The 23,583-nt window shown below is 67.1% G+C and carries 21 protein-coding genes; 15 read left to right on the top strand and 6 right to left on the bottom strand.

Features of this window, described 5'->3' with window-relative positions; translation table 11 throughout:
- The first annotated feature begins 98 nt into the window (after positions 1 to 98).
- From MHZ35_RS05685 to MHZ35_RS05665, 5 genes are read left to right on the top strand one after another with little or no spacing between them, the layout of a single operon-like run.
- A complete protein-coding gene (locus tag MHZ35_RS05685; protein ID WP_239434735.1) occupies positions 99 to 833 on the top strand; it encodes a uracil-DNA glycosylase in 735 nt (244 codons plus the stop codon).
- A gap of 29 nt (positions 834 to 862) precedes the next feature.
- Positions 863 to 2,608: a lytic transglycosylase domain-containing protein gene (locus tag MHZ35_RS05680; protein WP_274615679.1), complete on the top strand. Its 1,746-nt coding sequence runs from the start codon at positions 863 to 865 to the stop codon at positions 2,606 to 2,608.
- The gene (moaB, locus tag MHZ35_RS05675; RefSeq protein ID WP_239434733.1) at positions 2,598 to 3,125 is read left to right on the top strand and encodes a molybdenum cofactor biosynthesis protein B; all 528 of its coding nucleotides are present in this window, start codon (positions 2,598 to 2,600) and stop codon (positions 3,123 to 3,125) included. Before MHZ35_RS05680 ends, moaB begins: the two co-directional genes overlap by 11 nt.
- Before the next feature lie 46 nt (positions 3,126 to 3,171).
- Complete coding sequence (locus MHZ35_RS05670; RefSeq protein WP_239434732.1) at positions 3,172 to 4,239, top strand: PA0069 family radical SAM protein; 1,068 nt, start codon at positions 3,172 to 3,174, stop codon at positions 4,237 to 4,239.
- A 55-nt stretch (positions 4,240 to 4,294) separates the two neighbouring features.
- Positions 4,295 to 5,731, top strand: a complete 1,437-nt coding sequence (locus MHZ35_RS05665) for a M48 family metalloprotease (protein ID WP_239434731.1) — start codon at positions 4,295 to 4,297, stop codon at positions 5,729 to 5,731.
- A 3-nt stretch (positions 5,732 to 5,734) separates the two neighbouring features.
- Here MHZ35_RS05665 and dnaE read toward each other — a convergent pair whose 3' ends face one another.
- Positions 5,735 to 9,250 (bottom strand): DNA polymerase III subunit alpha, encoded by a 3,516-nt coding sequence (gene dnaE, locus MHZ35_RS05660; RefSeq protein ID WP_239434730.1) that lies wholly within the window; start codon positions 9,248 to 9,250, stop codon positions 5,735 to 5,737.
- 102 nt (positions 9,251 to 9,352) lie between these two features.
- Between dnaE and MHZ35_RS05655 the strand changes: the two genes are divergently transcribed.
- Positions 9,353 to 9,937: an HdeD family acid-resistance protein gene (locus MHZ35_RS05655; protein WP_239434729.1), complete on the top strand. Its 585-nt coding sequence runs from the start codon at positions 9,353 to 9,355 to the stop codon at positions 9,935 to 9,937.
- 4 nt (positions 9,938 to 9,941) lie between these two features.
- On the opposite strand, the gene MHZ35_RS05650 is transcribed toward MHZ35_RS05655, so the two are convergent.
- Genes MHZ35_RS05650 through MHZ35_RS05640 form a run of 3 tightly spaced genes read right to left on the bottom strand, consistent with a single transcriptional unit; the run spans position 9,942 to position 12,358 of the window.
- Positions 9,942 to 10,427, bottom strand: a complete 486-nt coding sequence (locus MHZ35_RS05650; protein WP_239434728.1) for a glutathione peroxidase — start codon at positions 10,425 to 10,427, stop codon at positions 9,942 to 9,944.
- A 13-nt stretch (positions 10,428 to 10,440) separates the two neighbouring features.
- Positions 10,441 to 11,115, bottom strand: coding sequence for an ABC transporter ATP-binding protein (locus MHZ35_RS05645; RefSeq protein ID WP_239434727.1), 675 nt, complete (start codon positions 11,113 to 11,115; stop codon positions 10,441 to 10,443).
- On the bottom strand, positions 11,108 to 12,358 hold the full coding sequence (locus MHZ35_RS05640; protein ID WP_125959588.1) for a lipoprotein-releasing ABC transporter permease subunit: 1,251 nt from the start codon (positions 12,356 to 12,358) through the stop codon (positions 11,108 to 11,110). Before MHZ35_RS05640 ends, MHZ35_RS05645 begins: the two co-directional genes overlap by 8 nt.
- A 452-nt stretch (positions 12,359 to 12,810) precedes the next feature.
- Here MHZ35_RS05640 and MHZ35_RS05635 point away from each other — a divergent pair, with 452 nt between their 5' ends.
- On the top strand, positions 12,811 to 13,296 hold the full coding sequence (locus MHZ35_RS05635; protein ID WP_239434726.1) for an Hsp20 family protein: 486 nt from the start codon (positions 12,811 to 12,813) through the stop codon (positions 13,294 to 13,296).
- Between the two features lie 115 nt (positions 13,297 to 13,411).
- Here MHZ35_RS05635 and MHZ35_RS05630 read toward each other — a convergent pair whose 3' ends face one another.
- Both MHZ35_RS05630 and secG read right to left on the bottom strand, forming a co-directional pair.
- Positions 13,412 to 15,043: a CTP synthase gene (locus tag MHZ35_RS05630; RefSeq protein WP_239434725.1), complete on the bottom strand. Its 1,632-nt coding sequence runs from the start codon at positions 15,041 to 15,043 to the stop codon at positions 13,412 to 13,414.
- Between the two features lie 94 nt (positions 15,044 to 15,137).
- Positions 15,138 to 15,506: a preprotein translocase subunit SecG gene (gene secG / locus MHZ35_RS05625; protein ID WP_125959585.1), complete on the bottom strand. Its 369-nt coding sequence runs from the start codon at positions 15,504 to 15,506 to the stop codon at positions 15,138 to 15,140.
- A 221-nt stretch (positions 15,507 to 15,727) separates the two neighbouring features.
- On the opposite strand from secG, the gene MHZ35_RS05620 reads away from it, so the two are divergent.
- The 8 genes from MHZ35_RS05620 (at position 15,728) to eda (ending at position 23,583) form a co-directional block, all read left to right on the top strand.
- Positions 15,728 to 16,054 carry a MarR family transcriptional regulator gene (locus MHZ35_RS05620; protein WP_125959725.1) on the top strand — a complete coding sequence of 109 codons (327 nt, stop codon included), beginning with the start codon at positions 15,728 to 15,730 and terminating at the stop codon, positions 16,052 to 16,054.
- Positions 16,032 to 16,889: a hypothetical protein gene (locus MHZ35_RS05615; protein ID WP_239434724.1), complete on the top strand. Its 858-nt coding sequence runs from the start codon at positions 16,032 to 16,034 to the stop codon at positions 16,887 to 16,889. The genes MHZ35_RS05620 and MHZ35_RS05615 overlap by 23 nt, the downstream gene beginning before the upstream one ends.
- Positions 16,886 to 17,812 carry an N-acetyl-gamma-glutamyl-phosphate reductase gene (gene argC, locus MHZ35_RS05610; protein ID WP_239434723.1) on the top strand — a complete coding sequence of 309 codons (927 nt, stop codon included), beginning with the start codon at positions 16,886 to 16,888 and terminating at the stop codon, positions 17,810 to 17,812. Before MHZ35_RS05615 ends, argC begins: the two co-directional genes overlap by 4 nt.
- 83 nt (positions 17,813 to 17,895) lie before the next feature.
- Positions 17,896 to 19,353 carry a glucose-6-phosphate dehydrogenase gene (gene zwf / locus MHZ35_RS05605; protein WP_239434722.1) on the top strand — a complete coding sequence of 486 codons (1,458 nt, stop codon included), beginning with the start codon at positions 17,896 to 17,898 and terminating at the stop codon, positions 19,351 to 19,353.
- 87 nt (positions 19,354 to 19,440) lie between these two features.
- Positions 19,441 to 20,148 carry a 6-phosphogluconolactonase gene (pgl, locus tag MHZ35_RS05600; RefSeq protein ID WP_239434721.1) on the top strand — a complete coding sequence of 236 codons (708 nt, stop codon included), beginning with the start codon at positions 19,441 to 19,443 and terminating at the stop codon, positions 20,146 to 20,148.
- Positions 20,145 to 21,965 (top strand): phosphogluconate dehydratase, encoded by a 1,821-nt coding sequence (gene edd, locus MHZ35_RS05595; protein WP_239434720.1) that lies wholly within the window; start codon positions 20,145 to 20,147, stop codon positions 21,963 to 21,965. The genes pgl and edd overlap by 4 nt, the downstream gene beginning before the upstream one ends.
- Positions 21,966 to 22,006: 41 nt before the next feature.
- Complete coding sequence (locus tag MHZ35_RS05590; RefSeq protein ID WP_239434719.1) at positions 22,007 to 22,975, top strand: glucokinase; 969 nt, start codon at positions 22,007 to 22,009, stop codon at positions 22,973 to 22,975.
- Positions 22,972 to 23,583 (top strand): bifunctional 4-hydroxy-2-oxoglutarate aldolase/2-dehydro-3-deoxy-phosphogluconate aldolase, encoded by a 612-nt coding sequence (gene eda / locus MHZ35_RS05585; RefSeq protein WP_239434718.1) that lies wholly within the window; start codon positions 22,972 to 22,974, stop codon positions 23,581 to 23,583. Before MHZ35_RS05590 ends, eda begins: the two co-directional genes overlap by 4 nt.

Here is a 23,583-nt window from a genome sequence, read left to right as displayed (position 1 = left end):
CGCTGCGGCACCGTGTCGTCGCGTACCTGCAACGTCTTGTCGGCAGCGGAATTCATTCAGATTGACCGCGGCGTCAACCCGGTGGCCTATATAGGGTGATGGGGGCGGATCAGCATCTCGATTGGCGAAATATCGCGGCAAGCACACTGGATTGGTGGCTTGAGGCGGGTGTCGACACGCTGGTCGAAGAACGGCCGCGCGATTGGTTGGTTCCTGACGCTCTGCCGGCACCTGCTCCACTTCCGCCGGCAGCACCGGCGGCAGCGCCGAACCCAGGCTATCCGGTCACCTATGAGGAATTCCTCGCCTACCGGATGGGGGATCAGGCACCCGACGCAAAATGGGCGCTGGCGCGCGTTGCGCCGAGCGGGGACCCAGCCACTGCGGCGCTGATGGTGCTGACCGACGTTCCCGAAGAGGCGGACGCCGCAGCCGGGCACCTGCTTGCTGGACCCGAAGGCCGCCTGCTCGACCGGATGCTGGCGGCGATCGGTTTGGCCCGCGAACAGACGCTGATCGCCTCCGTCTGCGTCGCCCGCCCACTTGCGGGGCGGGTGCCGCGTGCGAGCGCCACCGAACTTGAGGCGATGGCCCGGCACCTGGTGGGGATCGTCCGCCCCAGGCGGCTGTTGCTGCTCGGCCAGATCGCAAGTCGCGCCGTGCTCGGCTCGAAGGCTGGAGCGCACGGCGACTGTTCGGACGTGCTCAGCGATGACAATTTGGCGTGCAAGGCGGTCGCCACCTACCACCCGCGGGTGCTGCTGGAGCGACCGATGTGCAAGGCGGAGGCCTGGCGCGACTTGCAGCTGTTGATCGAGGAAAACGACGCGTGAAAATCGCTCTTGCGGTAGGCGCCCTGTTGATGGCCGCTCCTCTGGCCGCGAACGCCAGCGATCTCGACGAGGGTCGCGTCCTTGCGCGGGGCAGCGCGAAACACGGCGCTCTCGAGGGCGTCCCTCGCCAATTGAGCAGCGAAGAGCGCACAGCCTATCGCTCGGTATTCGCAGCGATCCGGGATGCGCGCTGGGCCGATGCACAGCTTCAGCTCGATGCGCTCAAGCCGGGCCCGCTGCACGCCGTTGCCCGTGCCGAGCTCTATACCGCGCCCAATTCTCCCAAGGTCGCGCTTGAGCCTTTGCTTGCGCTTCTGGCGGAAGCGCCCGAACTCCCGGAGGCGCCGCAGCTCGCCCGTCTTGCACAGCTTCGCGGCGCGGCCTCCCTTCCCGCGCTGCCCAGCCAACAGCGCATGACGTGGTTCGATGGTGCGCCGACGCGCGTCCGGACGCGCGCGATCCGCAGCGACCAGGTGGCCGCCGAACTCGCCATCGCCATGAAGCCGTTCGTCAAGCTCGACGATGGCCCTGCGGCCGAGGCGTTGCTCAATCAGCGCGCGAGCGAGCTGACGCCTGACGCGCTGACGGAATGGCAGCAACGCGTCGCCTGGATCTATTTCGTGGCCGGGGACGACGGCAACGCCCGCCGGGTCGCGCGGCTCGCACAAAGGGGGCAAGGCGACTGGGCCGCGCAGGCGGACTGGACGCAGGGCCTCGCGGCTTGGCGGCAAAAGGACTGCGCCGCGGCGCAGGTGGCGTTCGGCGACGTCGCCCGTCGTGCCACCGATACCGAGCTGCGCTCCGCCGGCCTCTATTGGGCGACCCGGGCGGACATCGCGTGCGGTCGTCCGGACCTGGTGCAGCCGCGCCTGCAAAGCGCCGCGCAATATGGCGAAACCTATTACGGTCTGCTCGCCCGCCAGGCGCTGGGCATGGTCGACCGCAAGTCGGCCCCTGAACGCGTGACGGCGGACTGGCAGGCACTGGAACGGCGCCCGAATGTCCGTGTCGCGGCCGCCCTGTCCGAGATCGGCGAAGCGGCACTGGCCGACCAGGTTCTGCGGCACCAGGCCAGGATCGGCGATGCGAGCGACTATGCTGCGCTCACGCGCGTCGCGGGCAGCATGAACCTGCCGGCGACCCAGCTTTGGCTGTCGCACAATGCACCTGTCGGGGCGAAGCCCGTCCTGGAGGCCCGTTACCCGGCACCAGACTGGACGCCGGACGGCGGTTGGCGTGTGGACAAGGCACTGGTCTATGCCCACGCCTTGCAGGAGTCGAAGTTCAACCCGCAGGTGGTGAGCCCCGCGGGCGCCTTTGGCCTGATGCAGATCATGCCGGCAGCCGCGAGCGACTTCGGCCGTGCCAAGGGCGTGACGATCGATCGCTCTGCCCTCGCCCGTCCTTCGACCAACATCGAAGTGGGTCAAAGCTATCTCGAGAAGCTGCGTGACATGCAGGCGACCGGCGGGCTGCTGCCCAAGGTGATCGCCGCCTATAACGCCGGGCCGAGTCCGGTGCAGGCCTGGGACCTGCAGGCGCACGACGGCGGAGATCCGCTCCTCTACATCGAGTCGATCCCCTATTGGGAGACGCGCGGCTACGTGATGTCAGTGCTGCGCAACTACTGGATGTACGAAAAGCAGGAGGGAAAAACCTCCGCCAGCCGCGCGGCGCTCGCGCAAGGCATGTGGCCGAAGTTCCCCGGAGCCAAGGGCGGCGGCGCGGTGCGTCTCAGCAGCAACGGCCGCTCGTCCGTCGCCCATGCCAATTGATCTCCAGCGCGCGTTCATCCCTGTCCGCATCGCTGTCCTCACGGTTTCCGACACGCGGACGCTTGCGGAGGATCGGTCGGGCGATACGCTCGTCGGGCTGTTGACCGAGGCCGGTCATGTGCTCGCCGATCGCGCGCTGCTTCCCGACGATGTCGCCGCGATTGTAGGACGGTTGCACGGATGGATCGACGATCCCGCAATCGATTGCATCCTGACGACCGGCGGCACAGGCGTGACCGGGCGTGACGTCACGCCCGAAGCCGTGGAGCGCGTTGCGGACAAGATGATCCCCGGTTTCGGCGAGCTCTTCCGCTGGCTGAGCTATGCGAAGATCGGCACGTCGACCGTCCAGTCGCGCGCCTGCGCCTGCGTCTCCCGGGGCACCTATGTGTTCGCCCTGCCCGGCTCCACCGGAGCGGTTCGCGACGGTTGGGAGGGCATTCTCGCCTCGCAACTGGATAGCCGCCACACGCCCTGCAATTTCGTCGAGTTGATGCCCCGCCTGCGCGAGCGCTGATTGCCGCAGGGTTGATTTCGCGTTCTGCTTATGTTCTTTCTGCGTCATGGCTCGCACTGCCCGTGGCGCAACGATCAACACCACCAGCACCCGCTTCAACCTGCCGGAGCGGGAGGTGGATGGCGACTGGCTGGATGCCCGCGAGGCGATCGACGGTGCGCCACCGCCGGTGCGTACCAGCGTGGGCCTGCTCACGCCGCGCACGATCATCAGCTACAACCGGTCGCCCGACATCGGCTTCGATCGCTCGGTGAATCCCTACAATGGCTGCGAGCACGGCTGCATCTACTGCTTCGCGCGGCCGAGCCATGCCTTTCATGATCTGTCCCCGGGCATCGACTTCGAGACACGGCTGTTTGCCAAGCCGGATGCGCCTGCGCTGCTCCGGGCCGAGCTTTCGAAGCCCGGCTACCAGGTCCGGCCGATCGCCTTCGGCACCAACACCGATCCCTATCAGCCGATCGAAGCCGACTGGCGGATTGCTCGGGCATGCATCGAGGTGCTGTCCGAGTGCGACCATCCGCTGACCATCACCACCAAGTCCGACCGCGTGGTGCGCGACCTGGATCTACTGGCGCCGATGGCGACGAAGGGCCTCGTCTCCGTAGCGATGTCGATCACTTCGCTCGATCCTGTGATCGCCCGCACCCTCGAACCGCGCGCGCCGCACCCGCGCAAGCGGCTCGCCGCAGTGGCCGCCCTCACCGCAGCCGGAATCCCCTGCTCCGTCTCCGTAGCCCCGGTGATCCCCGCGATCACCGATGGAGAGCTGGAGCGCATCCTGGAAGAGGCGGCGGCCGCGGGCGCATGCGGCGCCTTCTTTCTCCCCGTCCGTCTGCCCTGGGAGGTCGCCCCGCTGTTCCGCGCATGGCTCGACACGCATTTCCCGGACCGTGCCGAAAAGGTGATGGCAATCATCCGCTCCTTACGCGGCGGGCGGGTCAACGATCCGAACTTCTTCACGCGCATGCAGGGCTCGGGCCCCTGGGCCGAGTTGATGCGGACCCGGTTCCGCATCGCGATCCGCCGCTACGGACTGGAACGCGGACGTGCGCCGCTGAACTGCGACCGGTTTCGCCGGCCGAGGGGACCGCAGGGCGATCTGTTCGACTAAGCGGGCGATGAGGGAACCGCCGGGGGCTCCGCGCGCTCTCCACCCCGGAGACGCCATGACCCGTACCTACATAGCCGCGGCGGTCGCTACCGCCCTGATCGTGACGCCGACGCTTCCTGCCTCGGCACAGACAGCCCGCACCATCTCCCGGTCCGACAAGGCTCAGGGTGCGCAGGCCCATCCCCAACTGCTGTCGGAGTTCGGCGGCGCCTATACAGGGCCTCAGGCGGCGTTCGTCGAACGGGTCGGCAAGCGCGTGGCCGTCCAGTCCGGTCTCTCGAACGCGCAGGGCGACTTCACGGTGACCCTGCTCGACTCGCCGGTCGAGAACGCATTCGCGATCCCCGGCGGCTATGTCTATGTCACGCGTCAGTTGCTCGCGTTGATGAACAGCGAGGCGGAACTCGCCGCGGTGCTCGGCCACGAGGTCGGGCATGTTGCCGCGCGGCATTCCAACAAGCGCAACACGCGAGCGACCTTGGGCGGCCTTCTCTCGGCGGGAGTAGGCTGGCTCACCGGCAGCGACGTCCTAGGGCGCATCGCGAGCACCGGAACACAGCTCTACACCCTCGGATTCAGTCGGTCGCAGGAGTATGAAGCGGACGGCCTGGGCGTCCGCTACGCCACCGCTGCGGGCTATGACCCCTATGGTATGTCCGCGATGCTTCGCCAGCTGAACGATGACCAGACGCTCGCCGCGCGGATCGAGGGACGGCAGGCCGATGCGGTGCCGACCTGGGCGAGCACCCATCCGAACGGCGAAGATCGTGTCGCCCGCGCCCGCCAGCTTGCGCAGCAGATGCGGGCCGCACCCGCTTCGAACGTTCAGGACACCGCGTTTCTGCGAATGCTCGATGGACTTCCGTATGACGACAATCCGGCACAGGGGATCATCGACGGCCAGACCTTCCGCCATCCGCAGCTGCGGCTGCAGTTTACCGCCCCGACAGGCTACAAGATCGACAACGGCACCGATGCGGTGACAGTGGCGGGAACCGGTGGACAAGCGCAGTTCCGGGCCGCGGCCGCCACCAGCGACCTGCCCGGCTTCGTGCGAGCGCGCCTGGGGGAACTTGGCGCTCGGGATACGTCCGGTGTCGAACTGCGGACCAGCGAGGTGAACGGGCTTCAGATGGTGCAGGGCACCGTCTCCGCCACTAGCAACGGCCGTGCGGTGGACGCGACCGTCGTGGCGTATCGCTTTCCGTCGGCGACTTACTACTTTCTCGTGGTGACGCCCTCCGGCAATCGCCTCGGCGCCTTTGCGAGCATGGTGTCCAGCGTGGCGCAACTGTCCCCGCAGGCAGCCGCCGCGATCAAGGGGAAGCGGATCCGCATCGTGACGGTGAAAGCCGGCGACACGATCGACAGCCTCGCGCGCCAGATGGCCTATCCGAGCTACCAGCGGGAGCGGTTCGTGACCCTCAACGGTCTTGAGGACACGCCCACGCTCACGCCCGGGCGGCTGGTCAAGCTGGTCGTAGCCGGCTGAGCTTCAGGCGACGGCCGCCAGCCGTTTCGAGTCGGCCGCGCGCAGATTGGCGGAGGTGATCCCAGGAAGGCGTTCGACGTGGCTGGTGAGTTCCCCGTCGAGCAGATAGTCGCGCCCCAGCAGCAGATGCGCCGTGGTCTCGCCCGCTGCGGCGACTTCGGCCCAAACCTCACCCCGCGCACCCCGGTGTCCGGCCAAAAGGGTCGCCAGCGCCGGGAGCGCCGTGGCGTCCTCGACCTTGAGTTCGAGGGTGAGTCGGACGCTGTTTGCCAGCGCCTCGAACGGCTTCACCGCCTTCACCGTCACGCGCGCGCTTTCGTCCCCCGGCCGACGATCGAGTTCGAGCGTCATGAGCCCGCACCCGCCGAGCTTGCTGGCTTCCTCCAGCGCATCGGCGGCGGCATCCTCGAAGCAGGTGGCGATGCACTGGCCGCTCGCGTCCGACAGGGTCGCCATCATGTACCGCTTGCCGCGCGCGGACGTACGCCAGCGTGCATCCTCGACCAATGCGGCGACCGTAGCCCCCGAACGACCGCCCTCCGGCACCGGCGTGTCGGCGAGCGCCGCGATGCTGCGCGCGCCATGGACCTTTGCGAGATGCGCATAGCGGTCGAGCGGATGGGCAGAGAAGTAGAAGCCGAACGCCTCGCGCTCTGCCGAGATCGCCTGCGTCATCGACCAGTGCGCATCCGGCAGTCGGATCGCCGGCTCGGCCGCGCCGCCGCCGATGCCGAACAAGCCGCCCTGGCCGCTCAGCTTGTTCTCCTGCGTCCGCGCCGCAACGCCCAGGACGATCTCGGCAGCGCCTGCCACCGCGGCGCGATCGGGCACGATGCTGTCGAAGGCACCGGCGGAAGCGAGCGTTTCCAGCTGGCGCTTATTGAGCAGCCGCGGGTCGGCGCGATGGGCGAAGTCGTCCAGCGTCTTGAAAGGACCGTTTGCGCGGCGCTCCTCGACCAGAAGCTCCATCGCCCGCTCGCCCACGCCCTTGAGCGCCGCGAGGGCATAGCGAACCGCCAGTCCGTCGCCGTGCGGCTGCACGTCGAACTCCGCCTCGCTCGCATTAAGGTCGGGCCCCAGGCAGGCGATGCCGAGCCGCTTCATGTCGTCGACGAAGATGGCGAGCTTGTCGGTCTGCGCCATGTCGAAGCACATCGACGCGGCGAAGAACTCGTGCGGGTAATGCGCCTTCAGCCAGGCGGTCTGGTAGGCGAGCAGCGCATAGGCGGCCGCGTGCGATTTGTTGAAGCCATAGCCCGCGAACTTGTCGATCAAGTCGAACAGCTCGTTGGCTTTCGCCTCGGGAATGTTGTTCACCTTGGCGCAGCCCTCGACAAAGATCGAGCGCTGCGCGTCCATCTCCGCCTGCACCTTCTTGCCCATCGCGCGGCGAAGCATGTCGGCGCCGCCCAGGCTGTAGCCGGCCAGGATCTGGGCGGCCTGCATCACCTGTTCCTGATAGACGAAGATCCCGTAGGTCTCCTTCAGGATCGGCTCGAGCAGGTCGTGCGGATAGACGATTTCCTCGCGACCCGCCTTGCGCGCGCCGAAGCTGGGGATGTTGTCCATCGGACCCGGCCGATAGAGCGACACGAGCGCGATGATGTCGCCGAAATTGGTCGGCCGCACGGCCGTCAGCGTGCGGCGCATGCCTTCCGATTCCAGCTGGAACACGCCGACCGTCTCGCCGCGCTGGAGGAGCGCGTAGACGCCCTCATCGTCCCACGGCAGGCTGTCCAGGTCGACGGTGACCCCGCGCTTCGCGAGAAGCTGCACGCCCTTCTTCAGAACCGACAGTGTCTTCAGGCCGAGGAAGTCGAACTTCACCAGCCCCGCTCCCTCGACATATTTCATGTCGAACTGGGTGACCGGCATGTCCGAGCGGGGGTCGCGGTACAGCGGCACCAACTCGGCCAGTGGCCGGTCCCCGATCACCACGCCGGCGGCGTGAGTGGAGCTGTGGCGTGGCAGGCCCTCAAGCCGCATCGCGAGGTCGAGCAGGCGGCGGACATCGTCCTCCCGCTCATATTGGTGCGCAAGCTCGCTGACGCCGTTGATCGCGCGTTCGAGCGTCCACGGATCGGTGGGGTGGTTCGGGACCAACTTGGCCAGTCGATCGACTTGGCCATAGCTCATCTGCAGTACGCGGCCCGTGTCCTTCAACACCGCGCGCGCCTTCAGCTTACCGAAGGTGATGATCTGCGCCACCTGATCGCGGCCGTACTTGCCCTGGACGTAGCGGATCACCTCGCCACGCCGCGTTTCGCAGAAGTCGATGTCGAAGTCGGGCATCGACACGCGTTCCGGGTTGAGAAAGCGTTCGAACAGCAGTCCGAGCTTGATGGGATCGAGGTCGGTGATGGTGAGCGCCCAGGCGACCGCGGAGCCTGCGCCCGAACCACGGCCCGGCCCCACGGGAATGTCGTGGTCCTTGGCCCATTTGATGAAGTCGGCGACGATCAGGAAGTAGCCGGGGAAGCCCATCTGGATGATGATGCCGACCTCGAACTCCAGACGTTCGAAATACTCCGGGAAGCGCGCGCGCAAGGCGGGTTCGTCAAGCTCCGTCCCTTCCCCGTCTTCCAGTTCCACGATCTTGCGAAGCCGCGCCACGAGCCCGGCGAAGGCGTCTTCGCGCAGCCGCGTCGCCTCGCCTTCGCGATCACCGGCCAGGCTGGGGAGGATCGGCTTGCGCTTCGGAGCAGCCACGGCGCAGCGCTGCGCCACCACCAGCGTGTTCGCGATCGCCTCCGGCAGGTCCTCGAACAGCGCCCGCATCGTGTCCGCGGGCTTCATCCAGAGATCGGGAGAACTCCGCTGGCGATCCTCGCTCGCGACATAGCTGGAACTCGCAATGCAGAGCATCGCGTCGTGCGCCTCGTGGAAATCGGGATCCGCGAAGCAACAGGGATTCGTGGCGACCAGCGGCAGGTTGCGGTCATACGCCAGATCGAGCAGCGCCGCCTCCGCCCGTTGCTCGATCTCCTCGTTCCGCCGGCACAGCTCTACGTAGAGCCGGCCGGGGAACAGCGCCTCCAGCTTGTCCGCGTAGGCAAGGGCGGCTGTCTCCTGCCCCTCCGCGAAGAGACGGGCGAGCGCCCCCTCGCCGCCCCCGGTCAACGCCAGCAGGCCATCGGTGCACCCTTCAAGCGCCGAGAGTGGCACATGGGCGGGGATCTCGACCGGGCGATCGAGATGCGCCTTCGACACCAGCGCGCAGAGGTTTTCGTAGCCGCGCATGTCCTGCGCGTAGAGGGCCAGCCAGTCGAGCGGCGGCTCCACCCCCTCCGGCACCGGGCGCGCGACGCTGAGAAGGGTGCCGATGATCGGCTGCACGCCCTCGGCCTTGCAGGCGTCCGAGAATGCCATCGCCGCGTAGAGGCCGTTACGGTCGCTCAGTGCGATCGCGGGAAACCCGAGCTTGGCAGCTTTCTTCGCGATCACCTTGGGATCGATCGCGCCTTCGAGCATGGTGAAGGAGGAAAAGGTGCGAAGTGGTACGAACCCGGAATGCGGCATGCCCGATGCCTAGCCGAGATCGCGTGATTCTTCCAGCGCGCCGACCGGTGGAACGTCCGCTACGACCCGCCGTTCTGGTCCGAACCGAACGGGAGTTGCGCGATGGCCGATTTTCGAACTTCCCCCCAGGATCCGTTTACCGCCTTTCCCGGGACAGGCGCCGGGTGGGGCTGGATCCTCCTCTATGGGATCGCCTCTGCCATTTTAGGGCTGCTCGCCTTCGCCTGGCCCTTCTCCGCCACCATCGCGGTCACGATCGTGGTTGGAAGCTTCTTCCTGATCTCCGGCGTCCTCGCGATCATTGCGGGCTTCGCGGGGAGAGGACATGACGTCCGCGGCTATTCGATCGCCTACGGCATCCTGTCGGTCATCGTTGGCCTGATGCTGATGTTCCGCCCGGTCGCCGGCGCGATCTCTCTGACCCTGCTGGTGGCGATCTGGCTTGCGGTGCGCGGGCTGATGGAAATTCGCTGGGGCCTGAAGCTGCGGCGGCTCCGTGGGCTGATGCTAGTCCTCGGCGCGGTCAATCTAGTGCTGGCCATCCTGATCCTGGCGACCGTGCCGTTCTCCGCGCTGACCCTGCCGGGCTACATCCTCGGCTTCAGCTTCCTGCTCGGCGGCATCACGGCGATCGCGAGTGCGATCAGCCACCGCGCGGGAGCACCCGCCTTCGACGTATCCCGCTGAACGATCAGGCGCCGAGCAGACGCTCGATATCTGCGGCGATCGCCTCTGGCTTGGTGGTGGGAGCATAGCGCGCCACCACCTTGCCGGAGCGATCCACCAGGAACTTGGTGAAGTTCCACTTGATCGACTTGCTGCCAAGCAAGCCTGGAGCCTCGGCCGCAAGAGCGCGAAATAGCGGTGCTGCATTCTCCCCGTTGACGTCGATCTTCGCGTACAAGGGGAAGGTGACATCATAGGTCAGCGAGCAGAAGCTCGCGATCTCCGCCGCGTCGCCGGGCTCCTGGGCGCCGAACTGGTTGCAGGGGAACCCCAGCACCGAAAAGCCCTGGTGCGCATACCCCCGCTGCAGCGCCTCGAGCCCCTCGTACTGCGGCGTGAAACCGCACTTCGACGCAACGTTGACGATCAGCAGGACCTCGCCGGCATGGTCGGCAAGCGTGCCGACACTGCCGTCCGAACGCGTCACGGGAAGTTCGGTGATCGTGGTCATCGGCGGCTCCTGCTCAGTCCAGCTTGCCTTCGTGTAGGCGCACGACACGATCCATTCGCTGGGCGAGGCGTTCGTTGTGCGTGGCGATCAGCGCGGCCGACCCCTCATGGCGCACCAGGCGCAGGAACTCGGCCAGGACCACATCGGCCGTCGCCTCGTCCAGATTGCCGGTAGGCTCGTCCGCGAGCACGAGGGCCGGCTGCGTGGCCAAGGCACGCGCCACCGCCACCCGCTGCTGTTCGCCGCCCGACAGCTGGCTGGGGCGATGCCCCAGTCGATGGCCAAGCCCCAATGCCGTCAGCAGCGCCTGCGCGCGTGCCTCGGCGTTCGGCCGATCGCTTCCCGCAATCAACTGCGGCAGCACGACGTTCTCCACCGCGTTGAAATCCGGCAGCAGGTGGTGAAACTGGTAGATGAAGCCCAGCCGCTCCCGCCGCATCGCCGTGCGTCCGGCGCTGTCCAGGCGCGCCGCCTCGACGCCGGCGATCCGGATCGATCCTTCGAACCCGCCTTCGAGGAGGCCGACCGCCTGGAGCAGGGTCGACTTGCCCGAACCCGACGGCCCGAGGAGGGCGACGATCTCGCCGCGCTGGACCACCAGGTCGACGCCACGCAGCACGTGGATCGTCTGTTCGCCCTGGGTGAAGCTGCGGCGCAGCTCCTGGGTCTGCAGGACGGGATCAGTCATAACGGAGCACCTGCACGGGATCGGTGTTGGCGGCCTTGAGGGCCGGATACAGCGTGGCGAGGAAGGCCAGCAGCAGCGCGACGACGGAGATGGCGGTGATTTCCACCGGATCGACCTTCGACGGCAGCGTGGTCAGGAAGCGGACGGTCGGGTCCCAGATGTTCTGGCCCGTCACGAGCCCGATGAACCCGACGACGCTCTGGCGGAAGTGGAGGAACACGAAGCCCAGCACGAGCCCTGCCCCGACGCCGAGCGCCCCCACGGTGGTGCCGACCGTCATGAAGATCCGCAGCAGGCTCGCCCTGCTTGCCCCCATCGTCCGCAGGATCGCGATATCGCGCGTTTTGGCGCGCACGAGCATGATCAGCGACGACAGGATGTTGAACACGGCGACCAGGATGATGATCGACAGCACGGTGAAGGTGACGATGCGGTCGACCGCGAGCGCCTCGAACAGCTGGGAATTGAGCTGACGCCAGTCGACCAACCGCCCGCGCGCACCCACCTTGTCGGCCAGCGGCGCCAAGATGCGCTCGACCCGATCGGCATCGTTGGTGTTGATCTCGACCATGTTCACGCCGTCACCGAGCATCAGCAGGGTCTGCGCATCCTCCATCGGCATGATGACGAACGCCTTGTCATAGTCGTAGACGCCGACTTCGACGATCGCTCCGACCCGATAGCTCACCATCCGGAGCGCGGTACCGAAAGGCGTCGCCGGGCCTTGCGGGTTGATGATCGAGATGTCGCTTCCCACCGACGCGCCCAGGGACTCCGCTAGGCGCGACCCGATCGCGACCGTTCCGCTGTTGGGCACGAGCGAAGTGAGCGAGCCGGCCTTCACATTGTCGCGGATCGTGGGATTGCCCAGGATGTCCGGCACCTCCATGCCGCGCACCAGCACGAAATCGGACCTGCCTTCCAGCGTCGCGAACAGCGGCTGCTCGATCAGCGGGGTTGCCGAAGTCACGCCGGGCGTCTTGCGCGCGTCGTCCAGAACCTGCCGCCAGTCCCGCAGCACGCCGTTGTAGCCTTGCACCACCGCGTGGCCGTTCAATCCCACGATCTTGTCGAACAGCTCCGCTCGAAAGCCGTTCATCACGCTCATCACGATCACCAGGGCGGCAACGCCCAGCATCACGGCGATCAGGCTGATCCCGGCGACGAGGGCGATGAACGCCTCCCCCCTTCCGGGCAGGAGGTAGCGTCGGGCGATCATGCGCTCGTAGCTGGACAGGAGCATCGGCTGGGCAGGTCTCGCAAGAGAAACAGATGAGCACGCCTGTAGGTGGCGTGGCGGAGAGAGGCAATCTGCCCTGTTGCCGAATGAACACACGGTTAAGCGATTCTCTTAGGAGAGCGGCGCAGGCTGGTGACAAGGTCCGGCGCGCGACGTAGCAAGTCCCCACGAAACGCAGGCAAACAGGCCGTGGTTCGGGGAGGCTTTCAAGCCCCGCTGTCCTTAAAGGGAAGCAGCGCGCGGGCAGGAAGCTGACAAGGGGGCTGACGAGCGATCGTCACGCAGGCGCTCGGATCGGAAACGGTCCGAGCGTTTGTCGTTTCGGGTTCCGTCGATCCTCTTGAAAGGCCGATCCCGTTCACCAAATCCTCTGATGAGCGATGCCTTCGGGGTCGCTCGGGAGCCGGGCAGATGCCGGCGTCCCAGACAAGCAACTTGCTCAATGGAGGATTTGCATGCGCCAGTTCGATTTCACCCCGTACCGCCGTTCGACGATCGGCTTCGATCGCCTTTTCGACATGCTGGAGGCTTCGGCCCGGCAGGCCTCGTCGGAGAATTACCCGCCGTTCAACCTCGAGCGCCTGGCTGAGGACCGCTATCGCATCACGCTCGCGGTCGCCGGCTTCAAGCCCGAGGAGATCGATATCACCGCACAGCAGAACATGCTGCTGGTGACCGGCAAGAAGGCCGCCGAGACGGATGCACAGCGTAGTGCGTTCCTGCACCTTGGCATCGCCAACCGCAGCTTCGAGCGTCGCTTCGAACTCGCCGACTTCGTGCGGGTGGAAAGCGCCAATCTCGCCGACGGCCTGCTCGTGATCGAGTTGGTTCGCGAGGTTCCGGAAGCCATGAAGCCGCGCAAGATTGCGGTCTCGACGGGTGCGGCTCCGGCCGTGGAGCACCGTCCGGCCGATGACCATCAGGAGGCACAGGCCGCCTGATCCAGTTTACCGACTAAGGCGCGTCGCTCCCTTGCGCGCCGAAGCAGGGGCGCTCGGGCGATGGCCCGGGCGCCCTTTGCATGTCCGGGGCTGGCGCGATGCCAGCCCTTCCCGCTCAGACGAGCCGCGACTGCCGGACTGCGGCCTCGATGAAGCTCGCGAACAGCGGGTGCGGATCGAACGGCTTCGACTTGAGCTCCGGGTGGAACTGGACGCCCACGAACCAGGGGTGATCCGGCCGCTCGACGATCTCGGGAAGCGTCTCGTCGGGCGAGGTGCCCGACACCACCAGGCCGCCGCGCTCCAGCACGTCGCGATAATGCGTGTTCACCTCATAGCGGTGACGGTGCCGCTCGCTGATCTCGGTGCTGCCGTAGATCGACGCGACGACGCTGTTGCCGGCAAGCTTCGCCGGATAGGCACCGAGGCGCATCGTGCCGCCAAGGTCGCCGCCGGCCTCGCGCTTCTCCAGACCTTTTTCCGACATCCACTCGGTGATCAGACCCACCACCGGCTCCTCGGTCGCCCCGAACTCGGTGGTCGATGCCTTGGCGATCCCCTGCTCCCGCGCTGCCTCGACGCACGCCATCTGCATGCCGAGACAGATCCCGAAGAACGGCACCGCGCGTTCGCGTGCGAAGCGGACCGAGGCGATCTTGCCCTCGGACCCGCGCTCGCCGAAGCCGCCCGGCACCAGAATCGCGTGCATCGGCTCGAGCTGGCTGGCGATCGTCTCCTCGTCGCGCTCGAACAGCTCGGCGTCGAGCCAGCGAACGTTGACCTTCACCCGGTTGGCGATGCCGCCGTGGACCAGCGCCTCGTGCAGCGACTTGTACGCGTCGGGGAGGCCGACGTACTTGCCCACCACGCCGACCGTCACTTCGCCCTCGGGGTTGGAAAGTCGCTCGACGATGTTCGACCAGCGATCGAGCCTGGGCGGTTCGCCCGGTTCGATGCCGAAGGCGCGCAGGACCTCGGAGTCGAGCCCTTCGCCGTGATACTGGAGCGGCACCGCATAGATGCTCGACGCGTCGAGCGCCGGGATGACCGCTTCCTTGCGAACGTTGCAGAACAGCGCGATCTTGGCGCGCTCGCCCTCCGGCAGCGGCTGCTCGCAACGGCAGACCAGCACGTCCGGCTGCACTCCGAGCGCTGCGAGTTCGCGAACCGAATGCTGGGTCGGCTTGGTCTTCAACTCGCCGGCTGCGGAGATATAGGGCACCAGCGTCACATGGACGCTGATCGACTGGCCGCGGCCGAGTTCGTTCTTGAGCTGACGGATCGCCTCGATGAACGGCAGCGACTCGATGTCGCCGACGGTGCCGCCGATTTCGCAGAGCACGAAGTCCAGATCGTCGGTGTCCGCCTGCGCGAACGCCTTGATCGCATCGGTCACATGCGGGATCACCTGGACGGTGGCGCCCAGATAGTCGCCACGCCGCTCGCGCGCGATGATCTGCTGATAGATCCGCCCCGAGGTGACGTTATCCGACTGGTGCGCCGCGACGCCCGTGAACCGTTCGTAGTGACCGAGATCGAGGTCGGTCTCCGCGCCGTCGTCGGTCACATAGACCTCACCGTGCTGATAGGGCGACATCGTGCCGGGATCGACGTTCAGATACGGATCGAACTTGCGGATGCGGACCTTGTAGCCCCGCGCCTGAAGCAGCGCCGCGAGGCTGGCTGCCATGAGTCCTTTGCCGAGCGACGATACCACGCCGCCGGTGATGAAAATATACCGCGCCATGGGAGGAAACGCCTAACGTGTAGCAGCCGTGCTGCGCAAGCGCGCGATGCCTCGCGCGCTCAACAAAAGCGACGGATGGTTTGAAAAAAGAAGGTTAGCGGGCGATCGGAACCGCGCCGTTCTCGGCCGGAGCCGGAGCCGCGAGGTTCGCGGGCGCCCCTGCATCCGCGGGAGCGGTCGGTGCCGCGGGAGCGGCCGCAGGTGCCGTCGGGCGGGCGAGCGACGTGTCGATAGCATCGTGCCGCGTAGCCGCCAGCACGGCGAGCAGGATGCTCATCGCGATGAACAGCCCCGCCAGGATCGCAGTGGAGCGCGTGAGAAAATCGGCCGCGCCGCGTGCCGACATCAGACCCGACGGGCTACCGCCCGTGGTCAGGCCGCCCCCTTCCGAACGCTGCATCAGGATCACCGTCACGAGGAGCGCAGCGATGATGGCATGAACGACGAGCAGGAAGGTGAACATGTCGGGACAGCGATCCGAATTTTTCTGGGATGGCGGCGACATAGGCGAGCGCAGGCGGGGGATCAACCGGAACGGATCGACGCACCCGTAACATTTCGCAAGCGGCGGGAAACTTGCCCCTCCCAAGGGCGTTCATCTCCCGGTCAGCTCCAGCGCGGACGAAGCATAACGTCATGGGAGAAAACGTGAAACCGTTCTCCGAGAACTCGCTCGGGAGGTGGATGCGCGGACTGGTCGATTACGTCCGGTCCGGTGAACCCGACCTGACCAATCGCCAGATGGCGCTGATGCTGCTTGTCTATCTCGAGCCGGGCCCGCATACGGTGCGCGGCTTGGCGCGGGCATTGAACGTGTCGAAGCCGGTCGTCACGCGCGCCTTGAACAGGCTGGGCACCCTCGGGTATCTGCGCCGTCAGCGCGACGAGGCGGACAAACGCAACATCTTCGTCGCACAAACCAGCGAAGGGGCAGATTTTCTTGCAGAGTTCGGGCATTTCCTCGCGGACGATCGAGTCAGCGAGCTCGTTGCCCGAAGGGCAACCGCGTAGCCGGTTTTCGCTCGCGGGACGCTCTTCGATCCTGGACGCGCGCGTCGATGCCGCGCGCCGTGACCTAGCCGACATCCGCCTCGCAACGCGCGTGTTCGCGCCGCATTACGCCCTGTCCGTGCCGCGCACCGCGGGCCGCAGCACACCGGTTCTGGCGCAGGCCGGCGTCTTGGAAAGCGTGCGTTCGGAAGTGCTTGCGGGCGAACCCTTCGACGCTCTGGAATTCTCCGGCAACCATATCTGGGGCGTATCGCCGGTCGACGGGAGCGTTGGCTTTGTCGACGCGGACGTCTTCACGGCATTCTGGGCACCGACCCACATTGTCGCCGTGCGAAACGCCAAGGTTCGGGCGCTGCCGTCGCTCGACAGCAACAGCGTCGGCGAGCTGGCGATGGGGAACTGCGTGGCTGCGCTTCGTTCCGGCGAATCGGCGTTCGAAGTGGACGGCGGCTATATCGACGCCGACGCGCTACTGCCGCTCGACGTTCTTTCCCTGGACATCGCGGCGGCAGCCGAGCGCCTGGTGGGCGCCCCAGCGCGTCCTGGTGGCCGCTCGGGCGCCGGCCTCGACACCGCGGGGCTGGTCTTTCTCTCGCTTCAGCTTGCCGGGATCGAAGCGCCCCGCTTCCTGGATCTCCAGTCGACGCAGATGGGGATGAACCTGGCCGAGACCGCGCCCTTCGTGCGGGGCCAGATCCTCTTCTTCCAGAACGATGCGGCAGTCGTGGTGGATGCGCAGAACGCCGTTCATGTCGGCGCGACGGGCGTCGGACGGGCACCCATCGCGGCGTTGATCGCCACCCATGGTCCTATTGTCCGGAGGCGGCAGCCTTGACCGCGACCATATTCATCGACGGTGCCGCCGGTACCACCGGTCTCGAGATCCGCGAACGACTGGCCGGCCGGCCTGAAATCGCGCTGGTCACGCTCGACGACAGTCGGCGCAAGGATCCGGTCGCGCGGCGGGAAGCGCTGAACGACGCCGATTTCGTCATCCTCTGCCTGCCCGACGACGCTGCTCGCGAGGCCGTGTCGCTGATCGAGAACGATCGCACGCGCGTGATCGACGCCTCGACCGCGCATCGAACGGCCGAGGGCTGGGTCTATGGAATGGCGGAACTGGAACCTGCCCAGCCGGCCCTGATCGCCGAAGCCGCACGGGTGGCGAACCCGGGCTGCTATCCCACCGGTTTCCTTGCGCTGGTACGCCCGCTCGTCCGGGCCGGCCTCATTCCGCACGACTGGCCCGTCAGCGTGAATGCCGTCTCCGGCTTTTCCGGCGGCGGTCGATCGATGATCGAGGAGTATCAGCAGCCGAACCCGCCGGCGTTCCGCGCCTATGCAATGGCGCTCGGCCACAAGCACGTCGCCGAGATGCAGCGCCACGCACGACTCGCGCATCCGCCGATCTTCACCCCCGCCGTCGCGAACACCTATCGCGGCATGGTGGTGGAAGTTCCGCTGCCGCTCCACGCGATGACGCCCCGTCCCACGCTCCCGGCGATCGAGAGTGCGCTCCAGGACGCCTATCGTGGCTCTCCCGTCGTTCGTGTCGGGTCGGCGGAGGCGCCGACCGTATCGATTGAGGAAAATGCCGGATCGGACCGGCTGACCGTGCGCGTCTTCGGCAATGCCGTGACCGGCCAGTTGCGGCTCCTCGCCACGCTGGACAACCTCGGCAAGGGAGCGGCAGGTGCCGCGGTGCAGAACCTCAACATCATGGCCGGGTTTGATCCCGCCGCTGGACTGGTCCTGTAAGCGCAGCCGTTTGGCGATCCTGCGGGTTGCGCGCCGCGGCAAGCCGGCTATCGCAGGCCCGGAGCTAGAATAAGGGAGTGTATATGAGACAGCCGGTCGGCAAGCTGCTGCTGTTCGGGGCCACGGGCGACCTGGCGCAGCGCATGTTGCTGCCTTCGCTGTACGGCCTCCATGCCGACGGGCTGCTCCCGGAGGGGCTGACCATCACGGGCACCGCACGTCACGACCATGACGACGCCGGCTACCGCGCGTTCGCTAAGACCGCACTGGACGAGCATCTTCCAACGGACCGGCAGGACGAGGCGGCCGTCGCAGGCTTTCTCGACCGCCTGCACTATCATGCGATGGACGCATCCCAGGTCGAAGGCTTCGCCGGCCTCGCCGAAAAGCTGGGTGACATCTCCGGCGGGCTTGCGATCTTCCTGTCCACCGCCCCGTGGTTGTTCGCCCCCACGATCAAGGGGCTCGAATCGGCAGGCCTCGCCGGCTCGAACGTACGGATCGGGCTTGAGAAGCCGCTCGGCAACGACCTCAAGTCGAGCCGCGAGATCAACGACATCGTCGCGGAAGCCTTTCCCGAGGATCGCACCTTCCGGATCGACCATTATCTCGGCAAGGAAACGGTCCAGAACATCCTGGCGCTGCGCTTCGGCAACGCCATGTTCGAGCCGATCTGGAACGCCCGCGGCATCGACCACGTCCAGATCACGGTCTCGGAGACCGTCGGTCTCGAGGGTCGCGCCGGATATTATGACGATGTCGGCGCGCTGCGGGACATGGTCCAGAACCACATGCTGCAGCTGCTCGCGCTGATCGCGATGGAGCCGCCGGCCCGTTTCGACGGCACCGCCATTCGCGACGAGAAGGTGAAGGTGTTGCGTTCGCTCCGGCCGATCGGACCGGCCGAGGTCCAGTCGGAAACGGTCATCGGCCAGTATCGCGACGGCGCCGTCAACGGGGAAATCGTCCGCGGATATGTGGACGAGCTCGAGAAGCCCTCCAACACCGAGACCTTTGTCGCGGTGAAGGCGCATGTGGACAGCTGGCGCTGGCAGGGCGTGCCCTTCTACATGCGTACGGGGAAGCGGCTGGCAGCCCGCCAGTCGGAGATCTCCATCCAGTTCAAGCCGGTGCCGCACTCGATCTTCGCCGAGCGCGGCGGCATGCTCCAGCCCAACACGCTGGTGATCCGCCTGCAGCCGGAGGAATATATCCGCCTGCTGGTCATGGCGAAGGAGCCGGGGCTCGACCGCGAAGGCATCCGCCTGCGGGAGGTGCCGCTGGATCTCTCGCTGACCACCGCCTTCGCCAGTACCCGTCGCCGCATTGCCTATGAGCGTCTGCTGCTCGATCTGATCGAGGGCGATCCGACGCTGTTCGTGCGCCGGGATGAGGTCGAAGCGCAATGGGCCTGGATCGATGCGATCCGCGCGGGCTGGAAAGCGAACGACATGAAGCCCAAGCCCTATGCCGCTGGCAGCTGGGGCCCCACTGCCAGCGTCGCGCTGACCGAGCGCGACGGGGTGACGTGGAACGAGTGAACCTTCCCCGCCCCGCTCCGTTGGTTCGGAGAGGAGCGCAGGACCAGCTCCGGTCCTGCGCCGGCGGCCGGCAAGCAGGATGATCGAATGACCGAGATTGAATGGTGGGAATATGACGACGCGGCCGAGATGGCCGACGCCGTCGCCGGGGACGTGCAGTTCATCATCGAAAGCGCGATCGACGCTCGCGGCGCGGCGGTGATCGCGCTGCCGGGCGGCAAGACGCCCCAGCCCATCTACGAGAAGCTGGCAAAGGCCAAGCTCGACTGGAAGCGCGTGACGATCGTCCCGACCGACGACCGTCTCGTGCCGATGGGCGATGAACTGTCGAACGTCACGGGCATCGCCAAGGTGTTCCTGCCCAAGGGCGCACGCGTGCTGCCGCTGACCAGTGAAAAGGCGGCCGATTATCGCGCGGCAGGCCGGGCAGCGGATGCCCGCCTTCAGGACGTGCACTGGCCGCTCGACCTCTGCCTTCTCGGCATGGGAACGGACGGGCACACCGCGTCCATCTTCCCCGGACCCGATCTCGACGAAGCGCTTCAGGGCCCCAAGGAGCGCCGTGCGCTTGGCGTCATGCCGGACCCGCTGCCGCCGGAGGCGCCGGTCGCTCGCGTCACCCTCTCCCATTCCGCAATCGCCTCCTCCCGCTCGCTGATGATCGCCATCAGCGGCGCGAAGAAGCGCGAGGTGCTGGAGCGCGCGATCAGCGAGGGCGCCGGCTCGACGCTGCCGATTGGGCGCGTGCTGTCCGAGGTCGAACTGCCGGTCGACGTGCACTGGAGCGAATCATGACGCTGCACTCCGAAATCGCGGCGGTCACCGACCGCGTCATCGCCAACTCGCGCGACCGCCGGGCAGCCTATCTGGCGCTGATCGACCGGGAGCGCGAGAGCGGCGTCGACCGGCCGATGCTGGGCTGCGCGAACCTCGCGCACGGCTATGCGGGCACGGACGAAGATCGCGACTTCATGCGGCCGGCGAAGAACATGAACGTGGGCATCGTCACCGCCTACAACGACATGCTGTCCGCGCACGCCACCTACTACCGCTACCCCGAGCAGATGAAGGTCTGGGCGCGGGAAGCTGGCATCACCGCGCAGGTGGCCGGCGGCGTTCCGGCGATGTGCGATGGCGTGACCCAGGGCTATCCGGGCATGGAACTGTCGCTGTTCAGCCGCGACACCATCGCCCTTTCAACGGCAATCGCCCTCAGCCACGGCATGTTCGAGGGCGCGGCATTGCTCGGTATCTGCGACAAGATCGTGCCGGGCCTGCTGATGGGGGCGCTGCGCTTCGGTCACCTCCCGATGGTCATGGTGCCGGGCGGTCCGATGCGGTCCGGTCTCGCCAACAAGGACAAGGCAGCAGTGCGTGAGCGCTATGCCGAGGGCAAGGCGACGCGCGAGGAACTGCTCGACGCGGAAATCGCCGCCTATCACGGCAAGGGCACCTGCACGTTCTACGGCACCGCCAACTCCAACCAGATGATGATGGAGGCCATGGGCCTGCACGTCCCCGGCGCGGCGTTCGCCAATCCGGGCACAAAGCTGCGCCAGGAACTGACGCGCGCCGCGGTGCATCGCCTGGCCGAGATCGGCTGGGATGGTGAGGACTACCGTCCGCTCGGCCGCTGTGTCGACGAAAAGGCGATCGTCAACGCCGCCATCGTGCTGCTGGCGACCGGCGGTTCGACCAACCACCTGATCCACCTGCCTGCCATCGCGCGCTGCGCCGGCATCGTGCTGGATTGGGAGGATTTCGATCGGCTGTCGAAGACCGTGCCGCTGCTCGCGCGCGTCTATCCCAACGGCGCCGCGGACGTGAACATGTTCGAGGATGCCGGCGGCCCCAGCTTCGTCATCCGCGAGCTGCTGCGCGAAGGCCTGCTGCACGGCGACGTGATGACGATCGCCAAGGACGGCATGGCCGCCTATGGCCGCAAGGCCGAGGTCGAGGCCGACACGCTCGTCTGGCGCGAGCATGGGGAGCGTTCGGGGGACGAGGCGATCGTCCGCACCGTTGACGCGCCCTTTTCGCCGGAAGGCGGGTTCCGCATCCTCCAGGGCAATCTCGGCCGCGCCTGCATCAAGGTGTCGGCGGTCGAGCGGGACCGCTGGATCATCGAGGCGCCCGCCCGGGTCTTCTCTGACCAGGCGCAGGTGCAGGAAGCGTTCAAGGCCGGCGAGCTCGACCGCGACGTGGTGGTGGTCGTCCGCCACCAGGGTCCGCGCGCCAACGGCATGCCCGAACTCCACAAGCTGACCCCGCCGCTCGGCGTGCTCCAGAACCGCGGTTTCCGCGTGGCGCTGGTCACCGACGGCCGCATGTCGGGCGCGAGTGGCAAGGTGCCGTGCGCGATCCACCTGTCGCCCGAGGCGCTGGGTGGCGGCCCGATCGGCAAGGTGCGTGACGGCGACATCGTCCGCCTCGATGCCGAGGCGGGGGTGCTCACCGCACTGGTCGATCCCGCGGAGTGGGACGCACGCGAACTGGCGCCGGCACCGGCGGCTGCGGACGGCACCGGCCGCGAGCTGTTCGCGCTGATGCGCCACGGCGCCAGCGAGGCCGAGGCCGGCGCCTCGGCGATGCTTGCGATGGCAGGCTTTTAAAAACGACCCGCGGGAAACCGGGCACAGGGAGAGGATGCGGAATGGAAGTCGTTGCGGTTGATATCGGGGGCACGCACGCGCGCTTCGCCATTGCCGAGGTAGAGGGCGGCCGCGTCGTCCACCTCGGCGAGCCGGTGACGCAGAAGGTGGCCGAACACGCCACCTTCCCGCTTGCGTGGGCGGCCTTTGCCGAGCAGCTGGACCGACCGGTCCCGCGCGCGGCAGCGATCGCGCTCGCGTCGCCGATCAACCCCGAGCTCATCAAGCTCACCAACAACCCGTGGATCATCCGGCCGCCGCTCATCAAGGAGCGGCTGGACGTCGACGCCTATTCGCTCATCAACGACTTCGGCGCGATCGGGCATGCGGTCGGGCAGCTGGACGGAGACGCCTATGTGCATCTCTGCGGCCCGGACGTACCGTTTCCGGAGCGCGGCTCCCTCACCGTCTGCGGCCCGGGCACCGGCCTGGGCGTCGCGCAGGTGTTCCGCGAGGCCGGCGAATACCACGTTATCTCCACCGAAGGTGGGCATCAGGATTATGCGCCGCTCGATGAAATCGACGACGCGATCATCCGCCGCCTGCGTCCGACCTATACCCGCGTGTCGGCCGAGCGGGTCTGCGCGGGGCCCGGCCTCGTCCACATCTATGAGACGCTGGCGCAGATCGAGGGGAAGCCGTTCGTCCACCTGGACGACAAGCGGCTGTGGCAGCTCGCGTTCGAGGGCGGCGACAAGCTGGCAGTGGCGGCGCTCGATCGCTTCTGCGTGTCGCTCGGTGGCGTCGCCGGCGACCTCGCGCTCGCACACGGCCCGACCGGCGTCGTCATTGCGGGTGGTCTCGGGCTGCGCCTCAAGGATCGACTGATCGAGTCCGGTTTTGGCCAGCGCTTCGTGGCAAAGGGGCGTTTCCAGCAGCTGATGAACACGATCCCCGTCAAGATCATCACCCATCCCCAGCCCGGCCTGTTCGGTGCCGCGGCAGCCTTTGCCCAGGAGCACGCACGATGACCTTCCCCGCCATTCAGACCATCATGAACGCGGGTCCGGTCATTCCGGTGCTGGTGATCGAGGACGCCGCTACGGCCCGGCCGCTTGCCGAGGCTCTGGTCCGCGGCGGCATCCGCACGCTGGAGGTGACGCTGCGCACGCCGGCTGCGCTCGACGCGATCCGTGAGATGAAGAAGGTCGAGGGCGCGATCGTCGGCGCCGGCACGGTGGTGAACCCGCAGCAGTTCGCAGACGCCGTGGACGCCGGCGCCGAGTTCATCGTGTCGCCGGGCCTGACCGAAAAGCTCGCGGCACCGATCATCGAGAGCGGCGTGCCGTTCCTCCCGGGCATCGCCAACGCGGGCGACATCATGCGCGGCCTCGACCTCGGCCTCACCCACTTCAAGTTCTTTCCCGCAGAGGCATCGGGCGGACTGAAGGCGCTGAAGGCGCTGGCCGCCCCCTTCTACCAGGCGCGCTTCTGCCCGACCGGCGGCATCACGCTCGCGAGCGCTCCCGAATGGCTCGCGTTCGATCCGGTGCTGTGCGTCGGCGGCAGCTGGCTTGCGACGGGCACGATGGAAGAAGTCGAGGCAAAGGCGCGTGCGGCTGCCGAGCTGAAGCGCTGA

This window comes from Sphingomonas sp. ACRSK (assembly GCF_022346685.1).
Classification (GTDB): Bacteria; Pseudomonadota; Alphaproteobacteria; order Sphingomonadales; family Sphingomonadaceae; genus Sphingomonas; species Sphingomonas molluscorum.
The sequence above is the reverse complement of the archived record's forward strand: the minus strand, read 5'-3'. Positions and strand labels throughout refer to the sequence as shown.

Coding starts and splice junctions, on each gene's coding strand:
- MHZ35_RS05685 (WP_239434735.1), top strand. CDS start 99: ATGGGGGCGGATCAGCATCTCGATTGGCGAAATATCGCGGCAAGCACA.
- MHZ35_RS05680 (WP_274615679.1), top strand. CDS start 863: ATGGCCGCTCCTCTGGCCGCGAACGCCAGCGATCTCGACGAGGGTCGC.
- moaB (WP_239434733.1), top strand. CDS start 2,598: ATGCCAATTGATCTCCAGCGCGCGTTCATCCCTGTCCGCATCGCTGTC.
- MHZ35_RS05670 (WP_239434732.1), top strand. CDS start 3,172: ATGGCTCGCACTGCCCGTGGCGCAACGATCAACACCACCAGCACCCGC.
- MHZ35_RS05665 (WP_239434731.1), top strand. CDS start 4,295: ATGACCCGTACCTACATAGCCGCGGCGGTCGCTACCGCCCTGATCGTG.
- dnaE (WP_239434730.1), bottom strand. CDS start 9,250: ATGCCGCATTCCGGGTTCGTACCACTTCGCACCTTTTCCTCCTTCACC.
- MHZ35_RS05655 (WP_239434729.1), top strand. CDS start 9,353: ATGGCCGATTTTCGAACTTCCCCCCAGGATCCGTTTACCGCCTTTCCC.
- MHZ35_RS05650 (WP_239434728.1), bottom strand. CDS start 10,427: ATGACCACGATCACCGAACTTCCCGTGACGCGTTCGGACGGCAGTGTC.
- MHZ35_RS05645 (WP_239434727.1), bottom strand. CDS start 11,115: ATGACTGATCCCGTCCTGCAGACCCAGGAGCTGCGCCGCAGCTTCACC.
- MHZ35_RS05640 (WP_125959588.1), bottom strand. CDS start 12,358: ATGCTCCTGTCCAGCTACGAGCGCATGATCGCCCGACGCTACCTCCTG.
- MHZ35_RS05635 (WP_239434726.1), top strand. CDS start 12,811: ATGCGCCAGTTCGATTTCACCCCGTACCGCCGTTCGACGATCGGCTTC.
- MHZ35_RS05630 (WP_239434725.1), bottom strand. CDS start 15,043: ATGGCGCGGTATATTTTCATCACCGGCGGCGTGGTATCGTCGCTCGGC.
- secG (WP_125959585.1), bottom strand. CDS start 15,506: ATGTTCACCTTCCTGCTCGTCGTTCATGCCATCATCGCTGCGCTCCTC.
- MHZ35_RS05620 (WP_125959725.1), top strand. CDS start 15,728: ATGCGCGGACTGGTCGATTACGTCCGGTCCGGTGAACCCGACCTGACC.
- zwf (WP_239434722.1), top strand. CDS start 17,896: ATGAGACAGCCGGTCGGCAAGCTGCTGCTGTTCGGGGCCACGGGCGAC.
- pgl (WP_239434721.1), top strand. CDS start 19,441: ATGACCGAGATTGAATGGTGGGAATATGACGACGCGGCCGAGATGGCC.
- edd (WP_239434720.1), top strand. CDS start 20,145: ATGACGCTGCACTCCGAAATCGCGGCGGTCACCGACCGCGTCATCGCC.
- MHZ35_RS05590 (WP_239434719.1), top strand. CDS start 22,007: ATGGAAGTCGTTGCGGTTGATATCGGGGGCACGCACGCGCGCTTCGCC.
- eda (WP_239434718.1), top strand. CDS start 22,972: ATGACCTTCCCCGCCATTCAGACCATCATGAACGCGGGTCCGGTCATT.